Annotated in this window: 18 protein-coding genes; 12 read left to right on the forward strand and 6 right to left on the reverse strand. The window is 73.1% G+C overall.

From position 1 onward, the window contains the following. Positions 1-658: 658 nt before the first annotated feature. On the reverse strand, positions 659-1,111 hold the full coding sequence (locus tag ABWU78_RS14375) for a response regulator transcription factor (protein WP_439158770.1): 453 nt from the start codon (positions 1,109-1,111) through the stop codon (positions 659-661). A gap of 10 nt (positions 1,112-1,121) precedes the next feature. Further along, entirely contained in the window at positions 1,122-1,334 is a 213-nt protein-coding gene (locus ABWU78_RS14380; RefSeq protein WP_439158771.1) for a response regulator, read from the reverse strand. 98 nt (positions 1,335-1,432) lie between these two features. Between ABWU78_RS14380 and mug the strand changes: the two genes are divergently transcribed. Both mug and ABWU78_RS14390 read left to right on the forward strand, forming a co-directional pair. Beyond that, positions 1,433-2,014: a G/U mismatch-specific DNA glycosylase gene (gene mug, locus ABWU78_RS14385; protein WP_439158772.1), complete on the forward strand. Its 582-nt coding sequence runs from the start codon at positions 1,433-1,435 to the stop codon at positions 2,012-2,014. 174 nt (positions 2,015-2,188) lie between these two features. Continuing rightward, complete coding sequence (locus tag ABWU78_RS14390) at positions 2,189-4,366, forward strand: family 43 glycosylhydrolase (protein WP_439158773.1); 2,178 nt, start codon at positions 2,189-2,191, stop codon at positions 4,364-4,366. A gap of 341 nt (positions 4,367-4,707) precedes the next feature. Here ABWU78_RS14390 and ABWU78_RS14395 read toward each other — a convergent pair whose 3' ends face one another. Both ABWU78_RS14395 and ABWU78_RS14400 read right to left on the reverse strand, forming a co-directional pair. Then, positions 4,708-5,442: a PKD domain-containing protein gene (locus ABWU78_RS14395; RefSeq protein ID WP_439158774.1), complete on the reverse strand. Its 735-nt coding sequence runs from the start codon at positions 5,440-5,442 to the stop codon at positions 4,708-4,710. A 161-nt stretch (positions 5,443-5,603) separates the two neighbouring features. Continuing rightward, positions 5,604-6,176 carry a DUF6318 family protein gene (locus ABWU78_RS14400; RefSeq protein WP_353708216.1) on the reverse strand — a complete coding sequence of 191 codons (573 nt, stop codon included), beginning with the start codon at positions 6,174-6,176 and terminating at the stop codon, positions 5,604-5,606. Positions 6,177-6,557: 381 nt separating this feature from the next. Between ABWU78_RS14400 and ABWU78_RS14405 the strand changes: the two genes are divergently transcribed. The 4 genes from ABWU78_RS14405 (at position 6,558) to ABWU78_RS14420 (ending at position 10,919) form a co-directional block, all read left to right on the forward strand. Continuing rightward, the gene (locus tag ABWU78_RS14405; protein ID WP_439158775.1) at positions 6,558-7,691 is read left to right on the forward strand and encodes an ABC transporter permease subunit; all 1,134 of its coding nucleotides are present in this window, start codon (positions 6,558-6,560) and stop codon (positions 7,689-7,691) included. Then, on the forward strand, positions 7,688-8,596 hold the full coding sequence (locus ABWU78_RS14410; protein ID WP_253054400.1) for a carbohydrate ABC transporter permease: 909 nt from the start codon (positions 7,688-7,690) through the stop codon (positions 8,594-8,596). The genes ABWU78_RS14405 and ABWU78_RS14410 overlap by 4 nt, the downstream gene beginning before the upstream one ends. A gap of 152 nt (positions 8,597-8,748) precedes the next feature. After that, positions 8,749-10,137 (forward strand): ABC transporter substrate-binding protein, encoded by a 1,389-nt coding sequence (locus tag ABWU78_RS14415; protein WP_439158776.1) that lies wholly within the window; start codon positions 8,749-8,751, stop codon positions 10,135-10,137. Next, the gene (locus ABWU78_RS14420; RefSeq protein WP_439158777.1) at positions 10,134-10,919 is read left to right on the forward strand and encodes a glycerophosphodiester phosphodiesterase; all 786 of its coding nucleotides are present in this window, start codon (positions 10,134-10,136) and stop codon (positions 10,917-10,919) included. The genes ABWU78_RS14415 and ABWU78_RS14420 overlap by 4 nt, the downstream gene beginning before the upstream one ends. 54 nt (positions 10,920-10,973) lie before the next feature. On the opposite strand, the gene ABWU78_RS14425 is transcribed toward ABWU78_RS14420, so the two are convergent. After that, positions 10,974-11,543, reverse strand: coding sequence for a dihydrofolate reductase family protein (locus ABWU78_RS14425; RefSeq protein ID WP_253054392.1), 570 nt, complete (start codon positions 11,541-11,543; stop codon positions 10,974-10,976). 108 nt (positions 11,544-11,651) lie between these two features. Next, positions 11,652-12,593, reverse strand: coding sequence for a ribonuclease Z (locus tag ABWU78_RS14430; protein WP_253054386.1), 942 nt, complete (start codon positions 12,591-12,593; stop codon positions 11,652-11,654). Positions 12,594-12,690: 97 nt separating this feature from the next. Between ABWU78_RS14430 and ABWU78_RS14435 the strand changes: the two genes are divergently transcribed. From ABWU78_RS14435 to ABWU78_RS14460, 6 genes are all read left to right on the forward strand, one after another. Then, positions 12,691-13,380, forward strand: a complete 690-nt coding sequence (locus tag ABWU78_RS14435) for a histidine phosphatase family protein (protein WP_253054384.1) — start codon at positions 12,691-12,693, stop codon at positions 13,378-13,380. Between the two features lie 61 nt (positions 13,381-13,441). Then, a complete protein-coding gene (locus tag ABWU78_RS14440; protein WP_374615174.1) occupies positions 13,442-14,311 on the forward strand; it encodes a tryptophan 2,3-dioxygenase in 870 nt (289 codons plus the stop codon). Continuing rightward, on the forward strand, positions 14,308-15,465 hold the full coding sequence (locus ABWU78_RS14445) for a hypothetical protein (RefSeq protein WP_253054382.1): 1,158 nt from the start codon (positions 14,308-14,310) through the stop codon (positions 15,463-15,465). The genes ABWU78_RS14440 and ABWU78_RS14445 overlap by 4 nt, the downstream gene beginning before the upstream one ends. Further along, a complete protein-coding gene (locus ABWU78_RS14450) occupies positions 15,462-16,706 on the forward strand; it encodes a kynureninase (RefSeq protein WP_253054380.1) in 1,245 nt (414 codons plus the stop codon). Before ABWU78_RS14445 ends, ABWU78_RS14450 begins: the two co-directional genes overlap by 4 nt. Further along, on the forward strand, positions 16,703-17,590 hold the full coding sequence (locus ABWU78_RS14455; protein WP_253054378.1) for a PaaX family transcriptional regulator: 888 nt from the start codon (positions 16,703-16,705) through the stop codon (positions 17,588-17,590). The genes ABWU78_RS14450 and ABWU78_RS14455 overlap by 4 nt, the downstream gene beginning before the upstream one ends. A gap of 19 nt (positions 17,591-17,609) precedes the next feature. After that, entirely contained in the window at positions 17,610-17,945 is a 336-nt protein-coding gene (locus tag ABWU78_RS14460) for a nuclear transport factor 2 family protein (protein ID WP_253054376.1), read from the forward strand. Positions 17,946-17,994 lie beyond the last annotated feature (49 nt).

Here is a 17,994-nt window from a genome sequence, read left to right on the forward strand (position 1 = left end):
CTGGCGCGTGGTGGAGATTAACGCGCACACTTTGGCACGGCTGGCAATTGCACTACGTCCTTCGTGATCGCGCCGATTTCAATGCGACACATGCCCTGCGACTGTCACGCGAAAGCCAGGGCTTGGCGTGGGACGTCGTGGGTCGGAGCGCGGCGCCGGCACAACTCGTCGAGGCGGCGTGGGCGGCCGTGAAGGAGGGTGGCGCGAGCCGAGCCCCTTCGCCCGACGTGGACAACGTGCCCCCTAGTGATGATTTGAATTTCAACCTGGCGTGGGCGCTCCAGGCGGCAATGCCCGGGCTTCGTTACGATCCGCACTCTAGGCGATTGACCCTAGGTGAGGTCGAATTGATCGTCCTGCAGAGACCCAAACCGATTGGCCTCGGGGAAACTCAGAGGGAGTACGGAATCGCGGCCTCGCGAGGTGTCCGGCCCTGTTTCGTCGCACCGGCAGGATTCACGAGACCAGCGGTCGAGTGGGCGGACCAGGTGGGTCTGGCGCTGTTCCAGATCAATGAACGTGGCGATCAGATTCGTTCTCAAGGGCGCTGCTCGTCGGAACTCTCCGGCGTGTCATAGCTCAAAGCGGCACTATATGTTCACCAGTACCTTTGTCGCTGAACAAGTTCGTCAGTAAAGGTCGCCGGGAAGATCCGGATTCACGACAGGTCGCGCCTCGAACCGCATGTCATGGAGTTTTGCGGACTGCTCGTGGTGGACTGCGTCACGAGGGCGGCCAATTGCACGCGGTTCGTGAGGCCGAGCTTCGCTGTCGCGGCGGCGAGGTGCGTGTTGGCCGTCGCCTCCCCGAGGAACAGCGTCTGCGCGATCTCGGAGTTGGGCAGTCCTTCCGCGACCTGCCGCGCGACGTCGAGCTCATTCTCGGTGAGCATGGTGAGCTTCGCCGCGGCGACCCGCCGACCCGCTGCGCCGGGCGCGGCGCTGACCTGCGCCATCACCGTCCGTGCGGCGCGGGGGACAGTGCACCCTCCCCGGCGGCGACGGCGCGCACGGCCGAGACGATCTCGTCCGGCGACGCGTCCTTGGCGAGGAAGCCCGACGCCAGCGTGCACGGCGTCGAGGATGACGGACTTGGTGCCGAACGACGTCATGGCGATGACTTCAGGCGGGTCCGCTAGGCCCTAACGCTCTGCGTCGCCGCACCCCGTCGACCCGCCTCATCTGCAGATCCACGAGCACGACGTCCGGGTGATGCGCCTGCACCGCCGTGACGACCTCGTCGTCCGCGGCCTCGGCGATGACCTCGATGTCGTCGGTCCGCAGGATCGTCCGCAGCAGCTGTCGCGCCATCGGGTCATCGTCGACGACCAGCACCCTGATCACGGCCCGACCCTAGTTGCGCCCGCCCAGGCGCCGTGGCCGACCGGAAGATGCGATCGGCCGGAGCGTCGCCCGCGCGCGAGGATGATCGCGTGCCAATTGACCCGCCGTACGACCTTCCGACCGCCGACGACCTCGCCGCCGCGCGCGACCTTGAGATCGAGGACTGGCTGCGGCCGGACCTCGACGTCCTGTTCTGCGGGATCAACCCGGGGCTGTACTCGGCGGGGGTCGGGCTGCCGTTCGCCAACCCGGGCACGCGGTACTGGAAGGCGATGCACGAGGCAGGCTTCACCGACCGCGTGCTCGGGCCGTGGGAGCGCGAGGAGTTCCTGGCCGCCCGGCTCGGCATGACGAACGTCGTGCGCCGGGCCACGGCGCGCGCCGACGAGCTGATTCCGGAGGAGATCGTCGAGGGCGGGCGCCGCCTCGTGGAGACTGCGGAGGCGTACCGCCCGCGTTGGGTCGCGGTGCTCGGCGTGGGCGCGTACCGCACGGCGTTCGGGGACCGCGGCGCCGCGACCGGCCCGCTGGAGCGGCGCATCGGCCCGGCGCGGGCGTGGCTGCTCCCGAACCCGAGCGGGCTCAACGCGCACCACACGGTCGCGACGCTCGGCGCGGCGTACGCGGAGCTGCGCGTCGCCGCGGGGTTGCCCGACCGCCGTCGAACCTGAGCACCCGTGGGGGACGGCCAACCCCCCCGGGCACCGCGAGACGTAGACGTGCACGACTCGATTGTTGACTCTTGCGAGAAGTTGTTGACTTGTGTGAAAACGCCCGGGACACTCGAAACCCCGAGGTCGACGCCGTCCCGGGTTCTTGCCCCCTCACCGTCGAGAGGACACCCCATGAAGTTCCCCTTGTCCCGCGCGCGCTCGCGTGCCACCGCTGTCACGAGTGCGCTGGTCGCGCTCGGGCTGGCGGTGTCGGGCGCGGCCGCCGCCACGGCGGCGCCGGCCCCGGCGAGCGTGCCGGCCGCGGCAACCGCCGTGGCCGAGCCGACGATCTCCCCGGTCGTCGACGCCAACTTCCCCGACCCCGACATCCTGCTCGTCGACGGCGTCTACCACGCCTACGCGACCAACGACCAGGGCCAGAACGTGCAGCACCGCACGTCGACGGACCTCGTCACGTGGAGCGCCCCGACAGACGTCGCGCCCGACCTGGGCGCCTGGGTCAGCGAGTCGTGCACCTTCTCGCCGGGCGGGGCGACCGACCGCTGCGTGTGGGCCCCGGAGGTCTCCGCGGTCGAGGGCGGCTACGCCCTGTACTACACGGCGCGCGACGCGACGTCGCCGCGGCAGTGCCTCGGCGTCGCGCTGTCCGACACCCCGGATGGTCCGTTCGTCCCCGTCGGCGACGACCCGATCGTCTGCCCCAACGGCGAGGCCGGCACGGAGGACCTCGGCGGCGCGATCGACGCCGCGACGTTCGTCGACGGCGACCAGCTCTACCTGCTGTGGAAGGCCGACGGGAACTGCTGCACGGGCAAGACGGCGATCATCTTCGCCCAGCCGCTCTCGCCCGACGGCACGACGCTCACGGGCCCGCCCGTCGAGCTCATCCGCGTCGACACGCCCTACGAGGGCCGCGTCGTCGAGGGCCCGACGCTCCTGGAGCGCGATGGCACCTACTACCTCTTCTACTCCGCGAACGACTTCTACGGCGGGGCGTACCGCACGTCGTACGCGACGGCGTCGAGCCTCGCGGGCCCGTGGACCAAGGCGACGACCGAGCTCCTCACGAGCGACCGGTTCCAGGGCGACGTGCGCGGCCCGGGCGGGCAGGACGTCGTCACCGCGCCGGACGGCTCGGACGCCCTCGTCTTCCACGGGTGGAACGAGGCGTTCACGTACCGCGCGATGTACGTCGCGGACCTCGAGTGGACGGCCAATGACGTCCCGTTCGTCCCGCAGGCGTCCGACCGCTACCAGGCGGAGGACGGCGTGGTCACGAACGCGCGCGTCGTGGCCGACGGCGGGGCGTCGGGCGGGGCGAAGGTCGGCGGCCTGGACTTCGCGGACTCGTCCGTGACGGTCGAGGTGCACGCCGACGAGGCGGGCCCGGCCCTGCTGGGCATCCGGTTCGCCAACGGCTCCCTCGACGGCTCGACGCGCGTGCCCTCCACGAGCACGCTCGCCGTCAACGGCGTGGTCGCGGAGACCGTCGTCTTCCCGCACACCACGTGGGGCAACTGGCAGACGTCCGAGCACCTCGTCGAGCTCGTCGCGGGCACCAACACGATCACCCTGACCCGCGCGACGTTCTACACCGAGCTCGACGCGTTCGACGTCTACCCCGCGACGCGCGACCCGCGCCCGTCCGCCCCGCCCGTCATCCCGTCCGACGCGACGCGGTACGAGTTCGAGGACGGCGTCATCACGCGCGGCTCGGTCGGGAGCGCCGCGGGTGCCTCGGGCGGGCAGAAGGTCGGCGGCCTCGACTTCCTCGACAGCTCCGTCGCGCTGCAGGTCCACGCCGACGAGGCCGGGGCGTACACGCTCGGCGTCCGGTTCGCGAACGGCTCCGAGCGGGGCGGCTACACGCTCGCCTCGTCGAGCACCGTCACGGTGAACGGCGCGGACGCCGGCGTCGTCACGTTCCCGCACACCACGTGGGGCAACTGGCAGTCCGTGACCCACGAGGTCGAGCTGCAGCAGGGCTGGAACACCGTCGCCCTGACCAAGCTCACCTGGTACACCGAGCTCGACGCGCTCGACGTCTTCCCGGCCGAGGCCCCGCCCGTCGACCCGCAGGTCACCGTCACCGCGCAGCCCCGCTGCCTCGCCGGGACCCCGTACCTCGCCGTCCGCGCGACCAACGACGGCGACGAGACCGTCGCGATCGCCCTGCGGACGGACCACGGCGAGCGGTCCTTCGCCCAGGTTGACCCGGGCAAGAACGCCTACCAGTCGTTCAAGGCCCGCGGTGCGCTCGACGCCGGCGAGGCGCTCGTCGTCGTCACCGACGTCACGGGCGCGACGACGGAGGTGACGGCCGCGTACGACGCGCTCACCTGCGCGTAGCGCACCCACCGCCACGCCCGCGGCGCCGCTCGGCCGATGAGCGGCGCCGCGGGCGTCCTCGTGCGCCGAGATCGCCCCGATCTCGCGAGATCGACCCGCACGTCGCGAAGTCGACCTCCCGAGGGTCGATCTCGAACGCTGGGGTCGATCTCGGGAGGGGTGTGCCGCGCTCGGCTAGACGACGGTCCCGCGTCCCGGACGCTGGGGCGCCGTGCGCGGATGTGGACATCGGGTGCGGGAGGTGGGCGACGATGTCGGGCGGGAGGACGACGACGCGCGTCCGGCGGTGAGCGGTCCGTGGGGGGGTGCCCGACGCCGGGCGCACGTCCGGCGTGCGGGTGTCAGTCGGGCAGGTTGTCGGTGACGAGGCGGGAGCGGGCCTCGTAGACGCGCAGCGGGTCGGCGGTGCTGGTGGTGGTCGCGGTGCCGGTGACGTCGGTCCAGGTGGTGGTGCCGGTGATGCGGAACTGTCCGGACCAGGTCGTGGTGAGCGTGATCTGGACCTGCTCGGCGGGTTGGTCGTAGGTGTGCGCGACCGTGTGGTGGGGGTAGGCCGCACCGGGGTCGGTCGTGGAGACCGGGGGCGTGCCGTCGCCGTAGTCCCACGCGTACGAGCGTGGGGTGGCGCGGATCTGCACGGGGATGCCGAGCAGGGTCGTGTCCAGGGTCTGCTCGCCGGGCTGGGTGTAGGTGATGGTGGGGACGTTGACCAGGGTCCACCCGTCCGGCGGCTGGACCACGATCGGCGACGGCGCGATGGTCAGGGTGCGGAACGCCGCCTCGGCCTCGCCGGCCAGGTCGACGGCGCCGAGGCAGGACGCGTCGGCGACGAGCTCCCAGCCCGAGACCGCGGTCCGAGTGCCCTCGTCGGTGGTGGTCCAGGTCTGGCGGAACAACGGCTCCAACGCGACCTCGTCCCCAGTGCACCCGGGGTCGAACCCCGCCGGGCTCTGCCCGTCCGGGCACACCGGGACCAGCCCGGGCAGCGTCGTGGCATGGTCACCGTCGTAGCACCGGTACGCCGGCCCGCGCCGGTACGCCTCCGACGCCGGACCACCGTCCGTCGACGCGGGCACGTACTCCGCCCCACCGTCCGGAGTGTTCTCCCCGTGGATATAGGCGCGGTCATTCTGAAAGTGCGAATTGAGAGCGGTGTCTCCCTCGCCGGCGTACGCAGGAAGACAGATCGTGGTCAGCAGTCCTGCCATCAAGGTGCCCAAGATAGACGATCGGTAGTTCATTCGACGCTCGTCACGGCAAGTACGAGCCAGTCGCCAGTGGCTACCGATACGTCAATTTGCAGCCGTCCGCTGCCGCCACGATCTTCGGATACGACCGATCCGTCCGATGCCGTGCGGAGATGAGGAGTCTGTTGGAAGTCGAAAAGAACCGGATAGCCACCACCCAAGTCATCGAACTCGACGTCCGGGTTGGAAACAGTGATCTCCGCGCCCTCGTAGGTATCACCTGAGGCGGCGATCTCCTCGGCGTCGGACTTGACCTTTGCGCAGAACTCGCACGTCTCGGCCCACGTCATCGCGTCCCACTCGGCGGTGTCACCCGTCGCGAGCACGTACGCGTACAGCGACAGGAAGTACTCCGCTGCTGCTGCGGCACCCTCGGCGTCGTCGCGGTCCATCGCCGCGGGACGGTCCGGCTTCACCGGCCCGGTCTCGGTAGGCGTCGGCTCCGGAGACTCCGACTCCGACGGCGACGGCACGACCGGCTCGTCGACGGACGGTGACGGACCAGGGCCGCCACCACCGGTGCACCCGGCGACCACGCACCCCACCGCGACGACGACGCCCACGACGAGCGACCGCCGTCGGGCACGGAACGGCACACGAGAACGACGCACGAGACCCCCTGCAGATCGATGCGAACCACCCCGCACGCCACACCGACGGGGCGCGCGGGCTGCCCAGCAACCTAGCGAAACCGCACCGCCGACGGAACCGCACGTCCCGCCCTGTGGACGACGCGTCGCAGGTGTCCGCGACGTTGCGGCTCCACAGGTGCAGGTGGCACCCCGGGCACGAGGCGGTGAACGTTGGCCGAAGCCTCGTTCCGTCACCCGACATTTCGGGACCAAACCGGCGCGACCGCTTCCTATGCTCGCCGTGGCCGCCCACCCGCGGGACGGGTGCTGCGCCGGCCGCGACCACGTCCCTCGTCCGAGCGGATCCTTGCTGTGACCACCGTCCTCACCCCGGACTCCCCGGGTTCCTCCGGCACGCCCCGCGCCTCGTCGTCGGCCCCAGCGGCAGACACCACCACGGGCGCCATCACGCCCGGCGACCCCGCCACCCGGCCGACCGGCACCGACGCGCCCGCCGGCCGCACGCCGTCCGACTCCGCCGGACGCCCCCCGTCCGACTCCGCCAGCCTCCCGCCGTCCGACCCCGCCGACCGCGAGGCGCAGGCGCTGCACCGCAGCCGCCTGGGCGCGCGCCGGCGTCGACGGAACCTGCTGTGGGCGCTGCTGCTCGCGGGCCCGAACCTCGTGCTGCTGCTGGTGTTCGTCTACCGGCCGCTGCTGCAGAGCTTCTACCTCTCGACGCTGCAGTGGAACCTCGGGTCGCCGGTCGCGCGGCCGGTCGGGCTGGGTAACTACGTCGAGTGGTTCACCGCCCCGACGACGGGCCGCATCGTCACGACGACGCTCGTCTTCACCCTCGCCACGGTCGGCGGGGCGATGGTCCTCGGCCTGGGCCTGGCGCTGCTGCTGAACCGCCGCCTCCGAGGCCGGGGGGTCGCCCGGACGGTCGCGTTCGCGCCGTACGTGCTGTCGGGCTTCGCGGTCGGGATCCTGTGGCTGTTCATGTTCGACCCGCGCTACGGGTTGGTCCAGGAGCTGCTCGGCTGGGTCGGCGTCGCGTCGCCCCAGTGGTACACGCAGCGCCCGTGGCCGCTCGTGATGATCGTCGTGGTGTACCTGTGGAAGAACCTCGGGTACGTCGCGCTCATCTACCTGGCGGGCCTCCAGTCGGTGCCGCAGGACCTGAAGGACGCGGCCGCGCTCGACGGCGCGTCGTCGGCGCGGACGCTGCGCTCGATCGTCCTGCCGCTGCTCACCCCGACGACGTTCTTCCTCGTCGTGACGATGCTGCTCGCGTCGCTCCAGTCCTTCGACATCATCAAGGCGATGACGCAGGGCGGCCCGCTCGGCTCGACGACGACGCTCATGTACTCGATCTACGAGGAGAGCTTCGTCAACGGCCGGGCCGGGTACGCGTCGGCGGTCGCCACGGTCCTGTTCCTCGTGCTGCTCGCGGTGACCGCGGTGCAGATGCGGTTCGTCCAGCGGAAGGTCCACTACGCATGAGCGCCGTCGCGCCCGCCCGTCCCGAGACGGCGCCCGCCACGCCGGCCGCGCTCGCGCCGCGTGCTCCTCGCACCCCCCGGGCCCGACGCCGGGGCCTCCAGCCCGGCGGGTACCTCGCCCTGGTCCTCGCGACGGTCGTGCTCGGCGCGCCCCTGGTGTGGATGGTGCTCGCGAGCATGAAGACGCCCGCCGAGCTGTACACCGTCCCGCTGCAGTGGCTCCCGGGCAGCGTGAACCTCGACAACTACGCGCAGGCCGCGGACTCGATCCCGCTCGGACGGCTGCTCGCCAACAGCGTCGGGATCACGGTCGTGGGCGCGGGGCTCAAGGTCGCGCTGGGCCTCACGTGCGCGTACGCGCTCGTGTTCCTCGACTTCCCGTTCAAGAAGGTCGTGTTCGGGCTCGTCATCGCGACGCTCATGATCCCGCCGCAGATCACGATCATCCCCAACTACACGTTGGTCGCGAGCCTCGGGTGGCTCAACACCTACCAGGGCATCCTCGTGCCGGGCCTGGCGAGCGCGTTCGGGACGTTCCTGTTCCGGCAGCACTTCCTCACGCTGCCGCGCTCGATCCTCGAGGCAGCCGAGCTCGACGGCGCGGGGCACTGGCGCAAGCTCTGGCGGTTCGTCGTGCCGATGAGCACGCCGACGCTCGCGGCGGTCGCGCTCGTGTCCGTCGTGACGGAGTGGAACGACTACCTGTGGCCGTTCCTCGTCATCGACCGCCCCGACAAGATGACCCTCCCCGTCGGCCTGACGCTGCTGCAGAACACCGACGGCATGACGAACTGGGGCGTGCTGCTCGCCGCGACGGTCGTCGTGACGCTGCCCATCCTCGTCGTCTTCCTCGTCCTCCAGCGCCGCCTCGTCGCGGGCCTCACGGCCGGCGCCGTCACTGGCTGACCCGCCCCGCCGTCGTGCCCGACGACGGCGCCCAGCCGGCGGGCCGCGCACCCGCGCGCCCGCCCACCACCACCGAGCTCCCCGGTCCGCCCGCAGCGGTCCGGGTTCCCCGAAGCGCACCGAGACCCGGTGCACGACCTGAAGGAGCACCTGTGTCCCACCGCACCGCACCCGGCCGGCCCGCGCGCCGCCGTCGGGCCCGCGCCGCCGCCACCGCCCTCACGGCGGTCACCGCCCTCGCGCTCACCGCGTGCGCCGGCCCGAGCGTGGCCGGGGCCGACGGCGCCGGCACCGCGGGCGACGAGGCGACGGCCGAGGCCGTCGACTGGTCCGCCGTCGAGCCGGCGTCCGAGATCACCTGGTGGAGCAACCACCCCGGCACGTCGCAGGAGATCGAGCAGGAGCTCATCGACCGGTTCGAGGAGGAGTCCGGCATCACGGTCAACCTCGTGACCGCGGGCGCCAACTACGACGAGGTGGCCCAGCGCTTCCAGGCCGCGTCGCAGACCGACGAGCTGCCCGACCTCGTCATCGCGTCCGACGTGTGGTGGTTCCGCTACCACCTCAACGACCAGATCCTGCCGCTCGACGACGTGCTCGAGTTCGTCGAGGCCGACGCGGACGACTTCCAGCCCGCGCTCTACGCGGACTACACGTACGACGACCAGCACTGGGCCGTCCCGTACGCGCGCTCGACGCCGCTCTTCTACTACAACAAGGACCTGTGGACGGCGGCCGGCCTGCCCGACCGCGGCCCCGAGACGTGGGCCGAGCTGGAGGAGTGGGACGCGTCGCTCAAGCCGCTCGTCCCGGCCGGCGGCTCGACGTTCGGCCTCTCCACCGGCCCGTCGTGGGGCGCGTGGTGGTTCGAGAACATGATCTGGGGCCAGGGCGGCGCGTACTCCGACGGGTTCGACCTCACGCTCGACTCGGAGGAGTCGGTCGCGGGCGGCCAGTTCCTGCACGAGCTGTTCCACGAGAAGGGCGTCGCGACGCTCTCGGCGGACGACGCGATGGTCGACTTCTCGTCGGGTCTCATCGCCTCGACCATCGGCTCGACGGGCTCGCTCAAGGGCGCGCTCGACGCGGCGTCGTTCGAGGTCGGCACGGCCTACCTGCCCGACGGCCCCGACGGCGGCGGCACCCCGACGGGCGGCACCGGCCTCGCGATCCCGTCGTCGAGGTCGCCCGAGCAGCAGCTCGCCGCGGCGATGTTCCTCGCGTTCCTCACGAACACCGAGAACACGGCGTACTTCTCGCAGAACACGGGGTACATGCCGGTGCGCACGTCGGCCGTCGAGTCCGACGCGATGAAGGCCGTCTACGAGGCGACGCCGCAGTTCCGCACCGCCGTCGACCAGCTCGCCGACAAGGCGCGCCCGCAGGACGACGCGCGCGTCTTCATCCCGGGCGCCGACGCGCTCCTCAACGAGGCGATCGAGCAGATCGTCATCGAGGGCGCCGACCCGGCGGCCGCGTTCGAGTCGGTCGCCCCGCGCATCGAGACGGCGTACACCGAGAACGTGGAGCCGTACCTGTGACGGCGACCGCGCTCGCGCCGACCGGCGCAGGGCCCGGGCGGGCCGCACGCCCGCGCGTGATCGCGCACCGCGGCAACAGCTCGGTCGCGCCGCAGAACACGCTCGCCGCGTTCGAGGCGGCGTGGCGGGCCGGGGCGCACAGCATCGAGATCGACGTCCAGCTCACGGCCGACGGCGAGCCCGTCGTCATCCACGACGACACCGTGGACGCGACGACGTCGGGCAGCGGCACGGTGGCGCGGCTCGACCGCGCGGCGATCCGGGCGCTCGACGCCGGGTCGTGGTTCTCCCCGGCGTTCGGCGGCCAGCGCGTGCCGACGTTCGCCGAGGTCGTCGACCTCCTCGTGCGCCGGCCGGGCACCGACCTGCTCCTCGAGCTCAAGGGGTCGTGGACGCCGGAGCAGGTGCGGCGCGTCACCGGGCCGATCCGGTTCGCGGGCATAGCCGACCGGGTCGTCGCGCAGAGCTTCTGGCCCGAGACCGTCGCGGCGCTGCGCGAGGCGGACCCGAGCCTGCGCCGGGGGCTGCTCGTCGCGTCGCTCGACGACGACGTGCTCGCGCGGTGCGCCGAGCTCGGCGTCGTGGCGTGCAACCCGATGGGCCTGCTCCTCCTCGAGGACCCGGGGCTCGTGGAGCGCCTGCACGACGCCGGCCTCGAGGTCGCGGTGTGGACGCTCAACGAGCCGGAGCACTGGGCGGCCGCGGTCGAGCTCGGCGTGGACGCGATCATCACCGACCGTCCCGACCGCCTCGCGGGCTGGCTCTCGGCGCGCGTCGTCTAGGAAGCCCGAGGACGGACCCCGGGTGCGGGTGAGGCGGAGCCGGACGGCTCCGGCTCACCGCCCCGGGGTCGCGGGCCGGTAGCGCAACGCCACCGCACCCGAGCGGAACTCGCGGCGGTCCACGAGCTCGAGCCGGATGCGCTCACGGAGACCGGCGAGCAGCGTCGGCCCGTGGCCGGCGAGGACCGGCTGCACGACGAACTCGTACTCGTCGATCAGCCCCAGGTCGGCCAGCGCGAGGGGGAGCGTCACGCCTCCCACCCACAGGCCCTCGCCCGGCTCCTGCTTGAGCCGCTCGACCGCGGGCCCCAGCTCGCCCCGCAGCAGCTCGGCGTTCCAGTCGGGCGCGCTCAGCGTGCTCGACACGACGTGCTTGCGCGCCCCGTCGATCGCCTCGGCGAACGGGACCTCCCACTCGTCCATCCAGTCGGGCCACGTGCCCGTGGCCGGGCGCCGCCAGGCCGACTCCATCATCTGGTAGGTCACCCGGCCGAACAGGAGGGCGTCGGCGCGCTCCATCTCGGCGGTCCAGTGGCGCATCGACTCCTCGTCCGGCGGCAGGCCCGCCTCGTGGTGGCAGCAGCCGTCGAGCGTGACGTTGATCGAGTAGCGCAGCGGTCTCATCTCGGTCCTCTCCCGTGGCGCGCAGCGAGGCGCCCCCGTGTTCACCCGTCCGTGGTGAGACGGCCGCCCGCACCGTTTCTCATCGGCGACCGGCGGCGTCGACGACCGTCAGCCGGGTCGGCTGCGGTGGGGGACCCGCACGCGGTCGAGGTCCTGCGCGACCGTGAGCTCGCCGTCGAACACCTCGCGCGCCTCGCGCCAGAACTCCGTCGGGTCGGGGTAGCGCTGCGAGAAGTGCGTGAGCACGAGCGAGCGCACGCCCGCCTCGGCCGCGACGGTCGCCGCCTGCCGCGCGGTGAGGTGGCCCCACCGCTCGGCCTGGTCGCGGTCGCGGTCGAGGAACGTCGACTCGATGACGAGCAGGTCGACGCCGTCCGCGAGGCGGTGCACGGCGTCGCACAGACGCGTGTCCATGACGAACGCGAACGACTGCCCCGGACGCGGGGCGCTCACCTCGTCGAGGGTGACGGTCCGCCCGTCGGGCGCGACGACCGCCCCGGTCCGGCGCAGCTCGCCCACCACCGGGCCCGCCAGGCCGCGGTCCACGAGGAGCGCGGGGTCGAGCGACCGGCCGTCGGGCTCGTCGAGGCGGTAGCCCATCGCCTCCAGGGTGTGGTCGAGGCGTTCCGCGCGCAGCGTGAACCCCGGCTCGGGGCGGCCGGTCACGGGTGGGACGACGCCGTCCGTCGTCAGCGGCTGCAGCTCCAGGTGGCCGCGGCGGAAGTGGGCGCTCGCGTCGAGCAGGTGGTCCACCCACCGCTGGCCCGACGCCGGATAGGTCACCCCGATCGTGTGCCGCACGCCGTCGCCGCTGATGCGCTGGGAGACGCCCGCGAGCCCGAGGGAGTGGTCGCCGTGCAGGTGCGTGATCGCGATGCGCGTGAGGTCGGTCGCGGACACGCCCGCGAACGACATCTGCCGCTGCGTGCCCTCGCCCGGGTCGAAGAGGATCGCCTCGTCGTCCCAGAACAGCACGTAGCCGTTGTGGTTGCGCGTGCGGGTCGGGACCATGCTGGCGGTCCCGAGGACGACGAGCTCGCGGCGGGACATGGCCCCAGCGTGCCACGACGCGGCGGGTCGTGGCGCGGCTCGTAGGGTGGCAGGAGGCCCTGCCGAGAACCGGAGAACCCGGAGAACCTGGAGAACCATGCGCCTGCTCCTCGTCCGTCACGGACAGACCCCGTCCAACGTCGCCGGCCTCCTCGACACCGCGCTGCCCGGCCCCGGTCTCACCGCGCTCGGCACGCGCCAGGCAGCCGCGATCCCGGAGGCGCTCGCGGACCGCGTCGTCGACGGCGTCGCGGTCTCGACCCTCGTGCGCACGCACCTGACCGCCGCACCGCTGGCCGAGCGGCACCGGTTCGACCTGCTGGAGCTCGACGGGTTCCGCGAGGTGGACGCGGGCGACCTGGAGATGTCGGCCGCGCACGACGACCACGCGACCTACCTCGAGACCGTGTTCGCATGGGGCCGCGGCGAGCCCGGCCGTCGCATGCCCGGCGGGCCTGACGGTGCCGAGTTCCTCGCCCGCTACGACGACGCCGTCGCGAGCGTCGCGCGCACGGGGTGGCGCACCGCCGTCGTCGTCTCGCACGGCGCGGCGATCCGCGCGTGGGCGTGCGCGCGCGTCGCGGGGGTCGACCTCGACCTGCTCGCCCGGACCCCGCTCGCCAACACCGGGCTGGTCGAGGTCGAGGGCGACCCGTCGTCGGGCTGGCGGCTCGCGGGCCTGAGCGACGGCCCGCTGGGCGGCGCGGCGCTGGACGACCTCGCGGCCGAGGACCCGACGGGCGAGTCCGTCGCCGAGGAGGAGCGTCGCGCGGCGACCGACGACTGACGGTTCGCGAGCGTATGGCGAGAACCTGGCGCGCGTCACGGGAGTGACATACGCTCGGCGGATGGCCTACGCACCGCTGCCCGCACCGAACGAGCGCGCGCTCGAGCCCGACATCGTCACGGACCTGCGCGAGCAGATGACCTACGGGTCGTACCTGCACCTCGACACGCTGCTCGCGGCCCAGGCGCCGGTGAGCGACCCGGAGCACCACGACGAGATGCTGTTCATCGTCCAGCACCAGACGACGGAGCTCTGGCTCAAGCTGGTGCTGCACGAGCTGCTCTCCGCGCGCGACCTGCTCGCCGCCGACGAGCTGGGCGCCGCGCTCAAGCGCATCGCACGCGTCAAGCACGTGCAGCGCACGCTCACCGAGCAGTGGTCCGTGCTCGCGACGCTCACCCCGAGCGAGTACGCGCAGTTCCGCGGGTTCCTCGGCCACGCGTCGGGCTTCCAGTCGTGGCAGTACCGCGCCGTCGAGTTCCTGCTCGGCAACAAGAACGCGCGCATGCTTGACGTGTTCGACGCCGAGCCCGACGCGCGCGCCGAGCTCGCCCGCCTGCTCGCCGAGCCGAGCGTCTACGACGAGTTCCTGCGCCACCTCGCGCGCCACGGCCACGACGTCCCGCAGCGCGTCCTGGACCGCGACGTCACCGTCGCGCACACCCTCGACGACGACCTCGTCGAGGTCTTCCGCCGCATCTACGACGACCCGGAGGCGCACTGGTCCGCGTACGAGACGTGCGAGGAGCTCGTCGACCTCGAGGACAACTTCCAGCTCTGGCGGTTCCGGCACATGAGGACGGTGCTGCGCATCATCGGCACCAAGCGCGGCACGGGCGGGTCGAGCGGCGTCGGGTTCCTGCAGAAGGCGCTCGACCTCACGTTCTTCCCCGAGCTGTTCGCGGTGCGCACGGAGATCGGGCGGTCGTGAACGGGAGGCACCTCGGCCGGCCCGGCGACGGCGGCACCTGGCTCCCGCCGCTCGTCGACGCGCACGTGCACCTCGGCCTCGTCGACCCCGTCGCCGTGCGGCGCGGCGGGATCGCCGTCGTGCACGACCTCGGGTGGGTGCCCGACGTCGCGCGCACGTGGCTCGGGCGGCCCGGCTTCCCGGAGGTCGTGTTCGCGGGCGCGTTCCTCACCGCCCCCGGCGGCTACCCGTCGGACCGGTCGTGGGCGCCCGCCGGGTCGGTCGAGGAGGTCGGATCGCCCGAGGCGGCCGTCGCCGCCGTCGACCGCCAGGTCGCCGCGGGCGCGTCGTTCGTCAAGGTCGCCCTGCACTCCGACGCCGGTCCGGTGCCCGACGACGCCACCCTCGCCGCGCTCGTCGGGCACGCCCACGCGCGGGGCCGGGACGTCGTCGCGCACGTGGAGGGGCGCGGCATGGCGGCCCGCGCGTTCGAGGCGGGGGTGGACAGGCTCGCGCACGCCCCGTTCAGCGAGCGCCTGCCCGACGACCTGCTGCGCGCGATGGCCCGCCCGCGCGCTCGCTCCCAGACGCGGTCTCGCTCACGCCCGGCCGCCGAGCACGACCCTGCCCGCGGCCGAACACGACCTGAAGGTCGGAATAGCCCGGATAACGACCCTCATGTCGTGTTCGGCGGAGGTGTGGGGAGTCTTGTGAGCTGGGTGAGCACCCTCGACATTCATGGCTGGGGGAGTCCGACGGCGGAGCAGGACGTCGCGATCGACAACGTGCGGCGCTTCGTCGCGCTCGGCGGGACGGTCGTCTACGGCACCGACCTCGGCAACGGGCCGCTGCCGACCGGCGTCGACGCGCGCGAGCTGCGGGCGCTCGCGGCGGCGGGTCTCGACGCGCACGCGCTGGTCGCGGCCCTCACGCGCGACGCCACCGCCCGGCGTGGCGTTCCCGGCCGAGCGCTGCGTCCCGGGTCGCAGCACTCGAGCGCGGACGCATCGTTCGCGACCTGGGTCCCCGGCGACCCGCCCGACACCGACGACGCGGACGCCGTCGCCGCGTGGCTCGCGCGCGCCGTCGTCGTCGAGCGCGACCCCACCCCTGACCTCGCCCGCGACACCGCGAGCGACCCCGCCGACCCCGCCCCGTCGGAAGGACGACCATGACCGAGGACCACGCCGCGCGCTCCGCCGCGCTCGACGCCGCCGACCCGCTCGCGCGGTTCCGCGACGCGTTCGTCGGCTCCGACGAGGTGACGGCCTACCTCGACGGGAACTCGCTCGGACGGCCGACGCGCGCGTCCGCCGAGCGGCTGGCCCGCTTCGCGACCGAGCGCTGGGGCTCGCGGCTCATCCGCGGCTGGGACGAGGAGTGGTACGACCTCCCGCTCACGGTCGGCGACCGGATCGGCGCGGTCGCGCTCGGCGCGGTGCCGGGCCAGACGTTCGTCGGCGACTCGACGACGGTGATCCTCTACAAGCTCGTCCGCGCCGCGCTCTCGGCGCCGCAGGTCGCGGGCCGCGACGAGATCGTGCTCGACGCCGGGAACTTCCCGACCGACCGCTACGTGCTGGAGGGCGTCGCGCGCGAGCACGGCGCGACGCTGCGGTGGATCGCGCCCGACCACGACGCCGGCGTGACCCCGGAGCAGGTCGCGGGGGCCCTCTCCGACCGCACCGCGCTCGTGCTGCTCAGCCACGTGGCGTACCGGTCGGGGTACGTGAGCGACGCGGCGGCGATCACCGCGCTCGCGCACGACGCCGGCGCGCTCGTGCTGTGGGACCTGTGCCACTCGGTCGGCGCGCTGCCGGTCGAGCTCGACGCGTGGGGCGTCGACCTCGCGGCCGGCTGCACGTACAAGTACCTCAACGGCGGGCCCGGTGCGCCCGCGTTCGGCTACGTCCGCGCCGACCTCCAGGGCGCCCTGACCCAGCCGATCCAGGGGTGGATGGGCAGCGCCGCGCCGTTCGAGATGGGCCCGGCGTACGCCCCGCACGACGGCGTCCGGCGCTTCCTCTCGGGGACGCCCGCGATCGTCGGGATGCTCGCGATGCAGGACATGCTGGACCTGGTGGACGCGGCGGGGATCGCGGCGGTGCGCGCGAAGTCGGTCGCGCTCACCGCGCACGCGACGGCCCTCGTGGACGACCTGCTGCTCCCGCTCGGTGCCCGGTACGCGTCGCCGCGCGACCCCGAGCGCCGGGGGAGCCACGTCACCGTCGACCACGACGCGTTCGAGGCGACGCTCCCGCTGCTGTGGGAGCGCGGCGTCATCCCCGACTTCCGTCGTCCGGACGGCCTGCGCCTCGGCCTGTCCCCGCTCTCCACGAGCTTCGACGAGGTGCGCGTCGGCGTCGAGGCGGTGCGGGACGCCCTGGTGGAGGTCCTCGCGGACGGGGCCGCGTGATCCTCGACGACCTCGACTCCCGCCCGGGGAGCACGACGTCGCTGCTGCGCACCGTCGTCGGGCTGTACCTGCGCGACCTCGGCGGGGCGGTCGCCGTCGCCGACCTGGTCGAGCTGTTGGGGGCGCTCGACGTCCCGCCCGTCGGCGCACGCGGCGCGGTCTCGCGGGCGAAGGCGAAGGGGCTGCTCGTCCCGGAGACCGTCGGCGGCCGGGCCGGCTACTCGCTCGCGCCCGACGCCGCGCGGATGCTGGCGCGGGGCGACCGGCGGATCTTCGCCTACCGGCAGCAGGGCGACGACGACCCGTGGTGCCTCGTGTCGTTCTCGCTCCCGGAGGAGCGGCGTGCCGTGCGGCACCAGCTCCGGCGGCACCTCGCGTGGATCGGTGCCGGCACCGTCGCGGACGGCCTGTGGATCGCGCCGGGGCACCTCGTGGACGAGGTCGAGGAGATCCTCGTCGGGCTGGGCGTGCGCGAGGCCGCGACGGTGTTCGTGGCCGGGCCGCCGCGCGTCGCCGGGTCGTTCGCCGACGCCGCCGCGCGGTGGTGGGACCTCGACCGGGTCGCCGCGCTGCACCGCGACTTCCTCGCCCGGCACGGCGGCTCGCGGCCCGGGGCCGCCCGGCCCGACGGCGTCCGGCCCGACGGCGTCCGGCCCGACGGCGTCCGGCCGCACGGTGGGGACGCCTCGCCCCGCGCGGCGTTCGCCCGGTGGGTGCGCGCGGTCGACGACTGGCGACCCGTCCCGTACGCCGACCCGGGCCTGCCGCTCTCGGCGCTGCCCGCGGACTGGCCCGGCGCGGCGAGCGTCGCGCTGTTCGACGGGCTCCGCGCGGACCTCGCCGCGGCCGCGGCGTACCACGTCCGGGTCGTCGTCGGGAGATGATCGGGGCACAGTGGGTGGCATGAGCGACACGACGCCCGACCTCCCGCCCGCCCTGCGCACGCTCGTGGACGCGACGAACGCGGGCGACGCCGCCCGGTTCCTCACGGCGTTCACGGACGACGGCTTCCTCGACGACTGGGGACGCCAGTTCCGCGGGCACGACGAGCTCGCGAGCTGGGACCGCACGGACAACATCGGCAAGAGGTCGCGCTTCGACGTGACCGGGCTGCGCGACGGTGCCACGCCCGACGAGGTGCTGCTGGACCTCACGGTCTCCGGCGACGGGTACAACGGGCCCGCGACGTTCACGATCCTCCTGCGCGAGGGCCTGATCGCGAGCCTCGTCATCTCCTGACGGGTCGACCGCGCGCGCCGTGTTCGCCGGTCGGTCCTCGTGCGTTCAC

This window comes from Cellulosimicrobium sp. CpK407 (assembly GCF_051844275.1).
In the GTDB taxonomy this organism is placed as follows: domain Bacteria; phylum Actinomycetota; class Actinomycetes; order Actinomycetales; family Cellulomonadaceae; genus Cellulosimicrobium; species Cellulosimicrobium cellulans_G.

Coding starts and splice junctions, on each gene's coding strand:
- ABWU78_RS14375 (WP_439158770.1), bottom strand. CDS start 1,111: ATGACGTCGTTCGGCACCAAGTCCGTCATCCTCGACGCCGTGCACGCT.
- ABWU78_RS14390 (WP_439158773.1), top strand. CDS start 2,189: ATGAAGTTCCCCTTGTCCCGCGCGCGCTCGCGTGCCACCGCTGTCACG.
- ABWU78_RS14410 (WP_253054400.1), top strand. CDS start 7,688: ATGAGCGCCGTCGCGCCCGCCCGTCCCGAGACGGCGCCCGCCACGCCG.
- ABWU78_RS14425 (WP_253054392.1), bottom strand. CDS start 11,543: ATGAGACCGCTGCGCTACTCGATCAACGTCACGCTCGACGGCTGCTGC.
- ABWU78_RS14430 (WP_253054386.1), bottom strand. CDS start 12,593: ATGTCCCGCCGCGAGCTCGTCGTCCTCGGGACCGCCAGCATGGTCCCG.
- ABWU78_RS14435 (WP_253054384.1), top strand. CDS start 12,691: ATGCGCCTGCTCCTCGTCCGTCACGGACAGACCCCGTCCAACGTCGCC.
- ABWU78_RS14440 (WP_374615174.1), top strand. CDS start 13,442: ATGGCCTACGCACCGCTGCCCGCACCGAACGAGCGCGCGCTCGAGCCC.
- ABWU78_RS14450 (WP_253054380.1), top strand. CDS start 15,462: ATGACCGAGGACCACGCCGCGCGCTCCGCCGCGCTCGACGCCGCCGAC.
- ABWU78_RS14460 (WP_253054376.1), top strand. CDS start 17,610: ATGAGCGACACGACGCCCGACCTCCCGCCCGCCCTGCGCACGCTCGTG.